Annotated in this window: 9 protein-coding genes; 6 read left to right on the forward strand and 3 right to left on the reverse strand. The window is 52.7% G+C overall.

Annotated elements, in window-relative coordinates:
- Window positions 1–294: 294 nt before the first annotated feature.
- On the forward strand, window positions 295–2,892 hold the full coding sequence (gene topA / locus BEI65_RS07995; RefSeq protein WP_099062866.1) for a type I DNA topoisomerase: 2,598 nt from the start codon (window positions 295–297) through the stop codon (window positions 2,890–2,892).
- 360 nt (window positions 2,893–3,252) lie between these two features.
- Entirely contained in the window at window positions 3,253–4,227 is a 975-nt protein-coding gene (gene cysB / locus BEI65_RS08000; protein WP_085117036.1) for an HTH-type transcriptional regulator CysB, read from the forward strand.
- Window positions 4,228–4,328: 101 nt separating this feature from the next.
- On the opposite strand, the gene BEI65_RS08005 is transcribed toward cysB, so the two are convergent.
- Entirely contained in the window at window positions 4,329–6,113 is a 1,785-nt protein-coding gene (locus BEI65_RS08005) for a hypothetical protein (protein ID WP_157765437.1), read from the reverse strand.
- Between the two features lie 242 nt (window positions 6,114–6,355).
- Here BEI65_RS08005 and acnA point away from each other — a divergent pair, with 242 nt between their 5' ends.
- Window positions 6,356–9,028, forward strand: a complete 2,673-nt coding sequence (acnA, locus tag BEI65_RS08010; protein WP_099062868.1) for an aconitate hydratase AcnA — start codon at window positions 6,356–6,358, stop codon at window positions 9,026–9,028.
- Between the two features lie 46 nt (window positions 9,029–9,074).
- Here acnA and ribA read toward each other — a convergent pair whose 3' ends face one another.
- Window positions 9,075–9,668, reverse strand: a complete 594-nt coding sequence (gene ribA, locus BEI65_RS08015; RefSeq protein WP_085117134.1) for a GTP cyclohydrolase II — start codon at window positions 9,666–9,668, stop codon at window positions 9,075–9,077.
- Between the two features lie 278 nt (window positions 9,669–9,946).
- Here ribA and pgpB point away from each other — a divergent pair, with 278 nt between their 5' ends.
- From pgpB to lapB, 3 genes are all read left to right on the forward strand, one after another.
- The gene (pgpB, locus tag BEI65_RS08020; protein WP_099062869.1) at window positions 9,947–10,717 is read left to right on the forward strand and encodes a phosphatidylglycerophosphatase B; all 771 of its coding nucleotides are present in this window, start codon (window positions 9,947–9,949) and stop codon (window positions 10,715–10,717) included.
- A gap of 288 nt (window positions 10,718–11,005) precedes the next feature.
- Window positions 11,006–11,308: a LapA family protein gene (locus tag BEI65_RS08025; RefSeq protein ID WP_085117032.1), complete on the forward strand. Its 303-nt coding sequence runs from the start codon at window positions 11,006–11,008 to the stop codon at window positions 11,306–11,308.
- Between the two features lie 6 nt (window positions 11,309–11,314).
- Window positions 11,315–12,484 carry a lipopolysaccharide assembly protein LapB gene (gene lapB, locus BEI65_RS08030; RefSeq protein ID WP_099062870.1) on the forward strand — a complete coding sequence of 390 codons (1,170 nt, stop codon included), beginning with the start codon at window positions 11,315–11,317 and terminating at the stop codon, window positions 12,482–12,484.
- Between the two features lie 64 nt (window positions 12,485–12,548).
- Here the strand turns inward: lapB and BEI65_RS08035 are convergent, their stop codons facing one another.
- The gene (locus BEI65_RS08035) at window positions 12,549–12,845 is read right to left on the reverse strand and encodes an Arc family DNA-binding protein (RefSeq protein WP_099062871.1); all 297 of its coding nucleotides are present in this window, start codon (window positions 12,843–12,845) and stop codon (window positions 12,549–12,551) included.
- Window positions 12,846–12,901 lie beyond the last annotated feature (56 nt).

Here is a 12,901-nt window from a genome sequence, read left to right on the forward strand (position 1 = left end):
CTAATTAGGTTGCGTGACGCTTTTTATCAGGTACAGTGTGGGATTTTGCGGCGTCGGGTGGAAGGTTTTGTTTACGCCATGAATGAGTTTCACACTGCCGTACTTCTGGGGCATGAGTGAATAGTAGGCAGGATCAACAACTTGCGTTCAGGTTGAGCAGTTAAACAGCCGATAGAAAAAAACATGTTGATCTCTTGCCAGACTGCCGCAATATAAAAAAGAGATATGAATCGCTGCGGCACGGCGAGATAAAAGACTTCTTTTTAGAAGAAATAAAATTAGGTAAAGGTAAATATGGGTAAAGCTCTCGTAATAGTTGAGTCCCCGGCAAAAGCCAAAACTATTAATAAATATTTAGGTAATGACTACGTGGTGAAGTCCAGCGTCGGTCATATCCGTGATTTGCCGACCAGTGGCTCAGCCAGCAAAAAGAGCGCTGACTCAACCGAAGACAAAGCCAAGAAGAAAGTTAAAAAAGATCCGACGACGGCGCTGGTAAATCGCATGGGTGTCGATCCTTACCATGGCTGGAAAGCGCAATACGAAATCCTGCCGGGTAAAGAAAAAGTTGTCGCCGAGTTAAAGTCGTTAGCGGAAAACGCCGACCACATTTATCTCGCAACCGACCTTGACCGCGAAGGGGAAGCCATTGCCTGGCACCTGCGGGAAGTTATCGGGGGTGACGACAAACGCTTTAGCCGCGTGGTGTTTAACGAAATTACCAAGAACGCGATCCAAAATGCGTTCAAACAGCCCGGTGAACTGAATATCGATCGTGTTAACGCTCAGCAGGCGCGTCGCTTTATGGACCGCGTGGTGGGTTACATGGTTTCGCCGCTGCTGTGGAAAAAAATTGCCCGTGGCCTGTCCGCCGGGCGAGTGCAATCCGTTGCGGTTCGACTGGTGGTGGAGCGTGAGCGCGACATCAAAGCCTTCGTGCCGGAAGAGTACTGGGAGTTGCATGCCGATCTGTTGGCGAAAGGTGATACCGCGCTGCAGATGGAAGTGACACATGCCCACGACAAACCGTTCAAACCGGTTAACCGTGAGCAGACCCACGCCGCGCTCAAACTGCTGGAGAAAGCCCGTTATACGGTGCTGGATCGCGAAGACAAACCGACCAGCAGCAAGCCGGGTGCGCCTTACATCACTTCCACCTTGCAGCAGGCGGCCAGTACCCGTCTGAGCTTTGGCGTGAAGAAAACCATGATGATGGCCCAGCGGCTGTATGAAGCGGGTCACATCACCTATATGCGTACCGACTCCACCAACCTGAGCCAGGATGCGCTCGAGATGGTGCGTGGTTACATCGGCGACAACTTCGGCGACAAGTACCTGCCGAAAGCCCCGAATCAGTACAGCAGCAAAGAAAACTCGCAGGAAGCACACGAAGCTATCCGTCCGTCGGATGTGAACGTGCTGGCCGAGCAGTTGAAAGATATGGAAGCGGATGCGCAAAAACTGTATCAGCTGATTTGGCGCCAGTTTGTCGCCTGTCAGATGACACCGGCGCAGTACGACTCCACCACGCTGTCGGTGAAAGCCGCTGATTACCAGTTGCGTGCCAAAGGCCGTACGCTGCGTTTCGATGGCTGGACCAAAGTGATGCCTGCTCTGCGCAAGGGTGATGAAGACCGCACCTTGCCATACGTTGAAGTAGGCAGCGATCTGGAACTGCAGAAGCTGATCCCAAGCCAACACTTCACCAAGCCGCCTGCGCGTTACAGCGAAGCGTCATTGGTAAAAGAGTTGGAAAAACGCGGTATCGGCCGTCCATCGACCTACGCTTCGATCATCTCGACCATTCAGGATCGTGGCTATGTGCGGGTCGAAAGCCGCCGTTTCTACGCCGAGAAAATGGGTGAGATCGTTACCGACCGTCTGGAAGAAAACTTCCGTGAGCTGATGAACTATGACTTCACCGCACGCATGGAAAACGGCCTGGACCAGGTAGCGAACAACCAGGCCGAGTGGAAAGCGGTGCTGGATGAGTTCTTTGCCGAGTTCAGCGAACAGCTGGAAACGGCGGAGAAAGAGCCAGAAGAAGGCGGCATGCGCCCGAATCAGATGGTGATGACCAGCATCGATTGCCCAACCTGCGGACGCAAGATGGGTATCCGTACTGCCAGTACCGGCGTGTTCCTGGGTTGCTCCGGCTATGCGTTGCCGCCGAAGGAACGTTGTAAAACCACCATTAACCTGGTGCCGGAAACGGAAGTGCTGAACATTCTCGAAGGGGATGACGCGGAAACCAACGCGTTGCGTGCCCGCCGTCGTTGCCAGAAGTGCGGTACGGCGATGGACAGCTACCTGATCGATAATCAACGCAAGCTGCACGTGTGTGGTAATAACCCGGCGTGTGACGGCTATGAGATCGAAGAGGGCGAGTTCCGCCTGAAAGGGTATGACGGTCCTGTGGTTGAGTGCGATAAGTGTGGTTCTGAAATGCACCTGAAAATGGGGCGCTTCGGCAAGTACATGGGTTGCACCAACGAGACCTGTAAAAATACCCGCAAGATCCTGCGTAATGGTGATGTTGCACCACCGAAGGAAGATCCGGTTCCATTGCCGGAACTGCCATGCGAAAAGTCGGACGCTTACTTTGTTCTGCGTGACGGCGCTGCCGGTGTGTTCCTGGCGGCTAATACCTTCCCTAAATCGCGCGAGACCCGCGCGCCGTTGGTGGAAGAACTGGCCCGCTTCAAGGATCGTCTGCCTGAAAAACTGCGCTATCTGGCGGATGCGCCGGTGGCCGATGCGGAAGGCAACAAAACCATGGTGCGTTTCAGCCGTAAAACCAAACAGCAGTATGTCTCTTCAGAGAAGGACGGCAAAGCCACCGGCTGGTCCGCTTTCTACGTAGATGGCAAATGGGTTGAAGGCAAAAAGTAAATTTGCAGCCTGAATGCAACATAAAAAACCAGCCCATGTGGCTGGTTTTTTTATTGGCGAAAGGGGGCGAACGGATCTATCCTTTGCTGCTTTTTCCCTCCTGGGGCCAGAGTTTCACCTTGATAGCAATGCAAAATAATCGTTACCACAGTGTGACGTGGATCTATACTTGAAGCTGTAGCGTGTTATAGTGGTTATATAAAAAGTTTTTTTATGATTAAAGCTTATTAACAGCGGCGGTTTCTTCAGCGTCTGGGTGAAACACGGTGTTTATGGCTTGTTACTTTTCAGCATACCGGGGCGACACCGATATACCTGGCTGCGGCTCAACGCAGTGTTTAACCTAGGATGGTATAAGATATGAAATTGCAGCAGCTTCGTTACATCGTGGAAGTGGTTAACCACAACCTGAATGTCTCCTCGACGGCAGAAGGGCTTTACACCTCACAACCCGGTATCAGCAAGCAGGTGCGGATGCTGGAAGATGAACTGGGTATCCAGATTTTCGCCCGAAGCGGTAAACACCTGACTCAGGTGACGCCGGCAGGTTTGGAAATTATCCGTATTGCGCGTGAAGTTCTGTCCAAAGTGGATGCCATCAAAGCCGTCGCCGGCGAGCATACCTACCCGGATAAAGGTTCACTGTATGTGGCCACCACCCATACCCAGGCGCGTTATGCTTTGCCTAACGTGATTAAAGGTTTTATTGAACGTTATCCGCGTGTCTCGCTGCACATGCATCAAGGGTCGCCGACGCAAATCGCTGAGGCCGTATCCAAAGGTACCGCAGACTTTGCCATTGCCACCGAAGCACTGCATCTCTACGACGATTTAATCATGCTGCCTTGCTATCACTGGAATCGTGCGGTGGTAGTGAAGCCCGATCACCCCTTGGCCGGTAAAAGCCACATCACCATTGAAGAGTTGGCGGCTTACCCGATCGTTACCTATACCTTTGGCTTCACCGGCCGTTCCGAACTGGATACCGCGTTTAACCGCGCCGGCCTGACGCCACGCATCGTCTTCACTGCGACCGATGCTGACGTGATTAAAACTTACGTACGTCTGGGGCTTGGGGTAGGTGTGATTGCCAGCATGGCCGTGGATCCGGTACAGGATCCAGACCTGGTGACGGTGGATGCACGCGATATCTTCACCTACAGCACCACCAAAATCGGTTTCCGTCGCAGCACTTTCCTGCGCAGTTACATGTACGATTTCATCCAGCGTTTCGCGCCACACCTGACGCGTGACGTGGTCGACAGTGCCGTTGCGTTGCGTTCCAACGAAGAGATCGAAGCGATGTTCAAGGACATTTTGCTACCAGAGAAGTAAGCCGTTAGATTAATGGCTGATAGCAGGATGGCGGACCAATATAACCCGCATGATCCCTCGTCATATAGGCCGCCCTGTGAATAGCCAGGGCGGCCTGCATATCAAACTTCCGCCCCCAGCGCGGCTAATTGCGCCACTTTCAATCCTGAGCCGTTAGCCCCACTAAACGTACACATCCATCCAGGTGACTGGTTTGCTAGCGACTCGCGTTTCAGAATTAGCGTGCCTTTTTGAATGATGCCGCTGATTTCGGCATAGCTGTTATCAACATAAATAATGGCCGGAGAGGTTTTGCCGATGCTGATATTATTTCCCGTGGCCGCAATGGATTCTTGCCCTATCACCACGTTATGCACTGCGCTGCAGTTGGCACCCGGCAGCGTGAGATCGCCAAATATATGACACCCGGCAACGCTGACTCGCTGCGCCGTCGCTCCAGCGATAAGGCTACCGGTAATCTGGCTATTGCTAATCTTGAGGCCGCCGGCAGACCCCAAAGGTGCGCCTGCTGCTGCTGCGACCGTGACATCACCATTAATTCTGCTGTTGGTAACCAGGGTTGATCCTGACATCACCACCGTTCTTAGGTAGTTCAGTACACTGTTGCTAATCTGATAATCCCCCTGAATATTACCTGATATGTATAGGCCATTGCAGATGGTGTTATCGAGTTTGATGCGACCATTACCAACAGTCGTCGTATCGTAAGGATAAATATCACCTGAAAGGCGGTTACAACCGTTGATTACCATTTGAGCGTATGGGCCATACGAAACCGCTCGTGTGAAATTGCTAATACCGCATTCGGTTAGCCACACTTCCCCCCCGACCTTGATAAAAGTCCCCAGGGGCCAATGACCTTCGGCCAGACTGCCGCCAGGGCGTTCAGCATGGATCCGCGTAAAGTGCATTTGAATGCCGCCACGAACCTCAACGAATGGCGTAACATTGTTCAGTTCGAAAGAACCGTCAAAAAAGCGATTAAAATTGCTTTGGTCGCCAGGGCGGGTGCTCATGATCAGTAGCGGTGGGTAAGCGGTCGCATCCGGATTAGCGATATCTTCAAGGTTGGTGTAGCTGTAACCGTCTTTCATTCGACCAGAGGCAAAGACGGAAACACGATTGAAGTTGTTATCGAAGGCATTGTCGAGATACAACGCTGAACCTCGGAAATTTTGTATAGCGACATCCTCCCACAGGGTGGCCGTGGTGCGGCAATAAACGCCGTGGCAATATGCCCGGCCTTTTTCGTCTTGGGTGGGGTCAACAATACTGGTGCCAATCCCTTGCACCATCAGGCTGCGTAGAGTGAGTTGCTGGAATCCGAAGTTTTCGCCCCAACAATGAATTGCGCCATAGTTGCCGTAGCCGGCGCTGCGCGGAATATTAAAATCGAGTACGGTACCCGAAGCGCCATGTCCGCCTTGTCCTTCCAAAAACCAGTCTTTGCTGTAATCCAGCACTATCGGTTTTTTAAAGTTTAATGTTCCACGCGGAAACACGATTTTGGCTACGTTCCCATTCATAGTCGAAGCATGGCTGAGTAATGCATCCATTGCATTGTCCCAGTTATTATTGGTGGTCTTAAACCAGGCAAGTTGCAGCGTATTGCCGTCTCTAACCAGGCGCCAGCGTTTGCCAGCAGTGGTGACGACTACTAATGTGCCGTCATCAGGCGTGTTGTCACCTGCTTTGTAAACATAAAAAAGTACGCGATCGCCAGTGCCGCGTAACAGAATTACCTGCCCCTCTGATTCTGGTTCTGTAACCCTTAATGCCTCCACGTTGGCAAGGGTGTTGATCTTGGTATCGGCCATATTTTTCTTCCCAGGTAGTGAGATATCGATATGCAAGACAGGGTATCCCCATGGTTGCACCGGTTGCATGACTTTGCCTGGAAAGAGTATCTCCGGAGGAACGGCGTGACATTTTGTACACGTCCTGTCAGGACTCACTAAACACTCACAGTTAACTTGTTGAGCTAACACCAGATCTTTAAGTTGATTGCTTCTGCCTATCGTTATGATCAAAACGTGTTGTTATCAAAACGTTACATCATCTTTGTGTTATCTTTAAATAAGACCTCAGTGATTACCCTGTTTTAGACATAATAAGAAATGGAGGAGCTATGTCGTCCGATCTTCGTGAAACAAGTATGGATAAGCTGGTTGCGCTCAATAGCGAGTATCGCTATTACAGTTTGCCACTGGCAGCGAGACAGTTGGGTGATATCGACCGGCTGCCAAAATCAATGAAAGTGCTGTTGGAAAACCTGCTGCGCCATGTGGATGGTGACACTGTGCAGGTTGAGGATCTGAAAGCTATCGTTGGCTGGTTGCAGACCGGCCATGCCGACCGTGAGATTGCCTACCGCCCGGCCCGCGTACTGATGCAGGATTTTACCGGCGTGCCCGCGGTGGTGGATTTAGCCGCGATGCGTGAAGCGGTACAGCGATTAGGTGGCAATGTCGACCAGGTCAACCCGCTGTCGCCGGTCGACTTGGTGATTGACCACTCGGTCACCGTTGATGAGTTCGGCGATGACGAAGCGTTTGAAGAAAACGTGCGCATCGAAATGGAGCGTAACCACGAGCGCTATACCTTCCTGCGCTGGGGGCAGAAAGCCTTCAACCGTTTCCGCGTAGTGCCGCCGGGCACCGGTATCTGTCACCAGGTTAACCTGGAATATCTTGGTCAAACGGTATGGCACACCGACGAAAGCGGTCAGCGTATTGCCTACCCGGATACCTTGGTGGGTACCGACTCCCACACCACCATGATCAACGGCCTGGGTATTCTTGGCTGGGGCGTGGGCGGTATCGAGGCCGAGGCGGCGATGCTGGGCCAGCCGGTGTCGATGCTGATCCCGGACGTGGTGGGCTTTAAACTCACCGGTAAGCTCAGCGAAGGCATTACCGCCACCGACCTGGTGTTGACCGTCACCCAGATGCTGCGTAAGCACGGGGTGGTGGGCAAGTTTGTCGAGTTCTACGGTGACGGCCTGGCCGATTTGCCGCTGGCCGACCGAGCCACCATTGCCAACATGTCGCCAGAATTTGGTGCGACCTGTGGCTTCTTCCCGGTGGACGACGTGACGCTGGGCTATATGAAGCTGAGTGGCCGCAGCGATGAACAAATCGCATTGGTGGAAGCCTACGCCAAAGTGCAGGGCATGTGGCGTAACCCTGGTGATGAGCCGGTGTTTACCAGTACCCTGGCGTTGGATATGTCGACGGTGGTTGCCAGTCTAGCCGGGCCGAAACGCCCGCAGGACCGCGTGGCACTGCCCGACGTCCCTAAAGCGTTCAATGCCGCAACTGAACTGGAAATCGGCAACCAGCAACGTAAATCTGAATTCAAACCTTTCACTTTGAATGGGCAGCAACACGAGCTGCATAACGGCGCTGTGGTTATCGCGGCCATTACCTCCTGTACCAATACCTCCAACCCCAGCGTGATGATGGCAGCCGGTCTACTGGCGAAAAATGCGGTGAATAAAGGGCTGAAAACCAAACCCTGGGTGAAAACCTCGTTGGCGCCGGGTTCCAAAGTGGTGACCGACTATTTCGACAGCGCCAAGCTGACCGCCTACCTGGAAGAGCTCGGCTTTAATCTGGTGGGTTATGGCTGTACCACCTGTATTGGTAACTCCGGGCCATTGCCCGATCCTATCGAGCAGGCGATTAAAGAGGGCGACTTGACCGTGGGGGCGGTGTTGTCCGGTAACCGTAACTTTGAAGGCCGTATCCATCCGCTGGTGAAAACCAACTGGCTGGCCTCGCCGCCGCTGGTGGTGGCCTATGCGCTGGCCGGCAGCATGAAGGTTGACCTGTCCAAAGACCCACTGGGCGAAGGCCGTGACGGCAAGCCGGTTTATCTGAAGGATATCTGGCCAAGCAGCCAGGACATTGCCCAGGCGGTGGAAGAAGTTCGCACCGAAATGTTCCACAAGGAATACGGTGCGGTGTTTGACGGTGACGCCAACTGGCAGTCGATTCAGGTTGCCGGTTCGGCCACCTATCCGTGGCAGGAAGATTCCACCTATATCCGCCATCCGCCGTTCTTCAGCACCATGAAAGTGCAGCCGGATCCGGTGCAAGACATCAAGGACGCCCGCATTCTGGCGATCCTGGCCGACTCGGTGACTACCGACCATATCTCGCCAGCGGGGAATATCAAACGTGAAAGCCCGGCGGGGCGCTATCTGAGCGATCATGGCGTTGCGGCACTGGACTTTAACTCCTATGGCTCACGCCGTGGTAACCATGAAGTGATGATGCGCGGCACCTTTGCCAATATCCGCATCCGCAACGAAATGGTGCCGGGGGTTGAAGGGGGTTATACCCGCCATATTCCGTCACAGAATCAGCTGTCGATCTACGATGCCGCGATGCAGTATCAGCAGGAACAGGTACCGCTGGCGGTGATTGCCGGTAAAGAATACGGTTCCGGCTCCAGCCGTGACTGGGCGGCGAAGGGGCCGCGTCTGCTGGGGGTACGAGTGGTGATTGCCGAGTCCTTTGAGCGTATTCACCGTTCTAACCTGATTGGCATGGGCATTCTGCCGTTAGAGTTCCCGGCGGGCGTGACACGCAAAACGCTGGGGCTGAGTGGTGATGAGCAGATTAGCGTCAGCGGATTACAAACGCTGAAACCGGGGCAGAATGTGCCGGTGCTGATCACTTATGCCGATGGGCGTAAAGAAGTGGTCAATACCCGTTGCCGTATCGATACCGGCAATGAGCTGACCTACTATGAAAATGACGGCATCCTGCACTATGTGATCAGGAAAATGCTGTAATAAAAAGGGCGCCTGTCATGGCGCCCTGATTTTCCCCTGGGGGAAATTACTCTTGGTCCAGTAAATGGCCCATTTTCGCGGCCTTGGTCGCCAGGTAACGTTCGTTCTTCGGGTTACGCCCAACGATCAACGGCACTCGCTCGCTAATGTTAATACCGGCTTCCGTCAGGATCTCAACCTTTTTCGGGTTATTGGTCAACAAACGCACCGCATCCACGCCCAGCAGTTTGAACATGTCTGCACACAGGGTGAAATCTCGTTCATCAGCGGCGAAGCCCAACTGGTGGTTGGCTTCTACCGTGTCAGCCCCCTTGTCCTGCAGCGCATAAGCGCGGATCTTATTCAACAAACCGATATTACGACCTTCCTGGCGGTGGTAGAGCAGAATACCGCGACCTTCTTCTGCGATATGCTCCAGTGCCGCTTCCAACTGAAAACCGCAGTCACAGCGCAGGCTGAATAATGCATCACCGGTCAGACACTCAGAATGAACCCGTGAGAGTACCGGCGTCGCGCCAGAAATATCACCGAACACCAGCGCCAGATGATCGTGCCCGGTAGCCAGTTCTTCGAATCCTACCATCAGGAAATCGCCCCAAGGTGTTGGCAATTTGGCCTCTGCCACCCGTTTAAGCTGCATGTTGCTCTCCACAAATACATCCGATTCAATCATGGTTGCGCATCCTACGTCCGGCACAGTGAACTGACCAGTATTAAAATGCGCAACGACGATCGGCATTTCATTAATTATCGACTATTTTGCCATAACTTCTTGCCCTGAGGTGCTCAGCAAATCGGCATCCGGTGTTTTCAGCCAAGTATTATTGAATTAGGTTATATATCTGTTTAATTTTTAGAGTGTTATCAATATTACAAGATTGTTACACTGCCAATGGGTTTATGCAAAGGACGATAGGAATGTTTGAGATAGCAAAACGCACGGCAGCAGGCGCGATAGTGCTGTTGCTGATGCCGCTGGCAGCGTGGCTTTCCGGTTGGCAATGGCAGCCGGGTGGCGATGGCCGACTATTGAAAGGTCTGTATTGGTTGACCGAAACGGTCACTTCGCCCTGGGGGATTATCACCAGCATCATTCTCGGTGCCTGGTTCCTGTGGTGCCTGCGCTTTCGCATCCGGCCGGCGATAGGTCTGTTGGTGCTGCTCAGCGCATCGATTCTGATTGGTCAGGGGGTGAAGTCTTTTATCAAGGATCGGGTACAGGAGCCGCGGCCGTTTGTGTTGTGGCTGGAGTCTGCCCATCAGATTGACGAAAAGTACTTTTACTCACTCAAGCGTAAAGAACGGGGTGCGTTGGTTAAAGAACAACTGCAAGATCAACCTCTGGTACCGGTATGGTTGCGTGAGCACTGGCAGTTTGAGACTGGTTTCGCATTCCCTTCCGGCCATACCATGTTTGCCGCCAGTTGGGCGCTGCTGGGCGTTGGGCTGTTGTGGCCACGTCGGCACTATAAGACCGTGGCGGTATTGATGCTATGGGCAACGGGCGTCATGGGCAGTCGTTTGCTGCTGGGCATGCATTGGCCGCGCGATCTGGTGGTGGCGACGTTGATCAGTTGGTTGCTGGTGACAATAGCCTGTTGGTTGGCACAACGCTGGTTTGGCCCTTTGACTCCGCCGCCGCAAGAACAGCAGGAAATTGCAGAAAGAAGTTCTACCCATAAACATTAGGTGACGATGTCACTTATCGCGGCGCCGATACGGCGCCGCATTAACCCCTTACATTTCCCTTCGTTGTAATTCTTATTCATGCCCCCATATCCTTATTAATCTATTATTTTGAGAAGCTTTCTCATTAATTTGTTCGGGAGCGTCGTTTACTGTCGAATATGCCAGCAGATATGTGGTTTTATCGTGCCGCAGGGTTTCCCTGCCACGATGGGAAATGCTAACTTAAAGGTTAGGGACGCCACGTATAGGCATAGTTCATCCGATTAACTCGGCATCGCGGGAAAGAATGTGAAATATTTGCTGATTTTTTTGTTGGTTCTGGTGATTTTCGTGATTTCAGTCACGTTGGGCGCGCATAACGACCAGGTCGTGAGTTTTAATTACCTGGTTGCGCAGGGCGACTATCGCGTATCGACCCTATTGGCGGCATTGTTTGGCGCCGGTTTTGTTCTCGGCTGGGTCATTTGTGGCCTGTTTTATCTGCGTACCCGCATTTCGCTGGGTCGGGCTGAGCGAAAAATAAAAAGGCTGGAACTGCAGCTTGAACAACCTGCTGAATCGGCAGCTCCATCCGTTGTCAGCAAGGAATAATCTTCTATGTTAGAGCTGCTGTTTCTGTTGTTGCCCGTGGCTGCCGCGTACGGCTGGTACATGGGGCGCAGAAGTGCTCAACAGGATAAACAACAGGAAGCCAACCGTCTGTCACGCGAGTATGTGGCCGGGGTTAACTTCCTGCTCTCCAACCAGCAGGATAAAGCGGTTGATCTGTTCCTGGATATGTTGAAAGAGGACAGCAACACCGTTGAGGCCCACCTGACGCTGGGCAACCTGTTCCGTTCGCGCGGCGAAGTAGACCGTGCAATCCGCATTCACCAGGCGCTGATGGAAAGCGCTTCTCTGACCTTCGAACAACGCCTGCTGGCGGTGCAACAGCTGGGGCGCGATTATATGGCCGCCGGCATGTACGATCGCGCGGAAGATATGTTCGGCCAGTTAATCGGTGAAGAAGATTTCCGCATTTCCGCGTTACAGCAACTGTTGGTGATCCATCAGGCCACCAGCGATTGGCAAAAAGCCATTGATGTGGCGGAAAAATTGGTCAAATTGGGCAAAGATAAACAGCGTATCGAGATCGCCCATTTCTACTGCGAACTGGCATTGCAGGCGATGGGCAGTGACGATCTCGATAAGGCAATGGGCCTGCTGAAACGAGCGGCCTCGGCCGATAAGCAGTGTGCCCGGGTGTCGATCATGGTAGGGCGCATTTATATGGCTCAGGGGGAATACGCCAAGGCGGTAGAGTCGCTCAAGCGGGTGCTGAATCAGGATAAAGAACTGGTTAGCGAAACCTTGCCGATGCTGCATGAGTGTTATCCACATCTGGATCAGCAGCAGGATTGGTCGGACTTCCTCAAACGTTGTGTGGAAGAAAATACCGGCGCTACCGCTGAACTGATGCTGGCGGAAATAATTGAGCAGCAAGAAGGGCGCGATGTGGTGCAGGTGTATATCAACCGCCAATTACAGCGCCACCCGACGATGCGGGTATTTTATCACCTGATGGATTATCACCTGGCAGATGCGGAAGACGGCCGTGCGAAAGAGAGTTTGCTGTTGCTGCGTGATATGGTTGGCGAACAAATACGTACCAAGCCGCGCTATCGCTGCCATAAATGCGGTTTTACCGCGCACTCTCTTTATTGGCATTGCCCGTCGTGCCGAGCCTGGTCATCGGTTAAACCGATCCGCGGGCTGGATGGACAATAACGCACAGTAATACACAATAAAAAACGGGGCTAAATTAGCCCCGTTTTTTTATGAGAATAGCGCTTTATTTTTTCTTGCCGGCTTTGACGCCACCTTTCAGCAACTGACGCAGCTTCTTCAATTCTTTCTGGTTCAGCGGTTGCTCAATCTCTTCTTCAATACCCTGGTTGTCGATGTCACCATGGTGTAACTCCGCCGATTTCTTAGCGGCTTTTTCCGCCTTAGCCGGGAAGTCGAAGCTATGTTCAAGACGTTGGCAAACCTCAGCGCTCAGAGAAAGTTGGTTATCGGCGGCAATGGCACGAATTTTTTCTTTGAGTTCCAGAGGGATTTTAATCGTTAGTGTAGATATCTCGCTCATTTTGAAGCCTTTCTGCGGGAGGATTGCCTTCAAGCTAAGCCAGTCGTGGGTGAGTG

Origin of the sequence: Serratia sp. BW106, from assembly GCF_002607755.1 — a bacterium.
Lineage (GTDB): Bacteria > Pseudomonadota > Gammaproteobacteria > Enterobacterales > Enterobacteriaceae > Serratia > Serratia proteamaculans.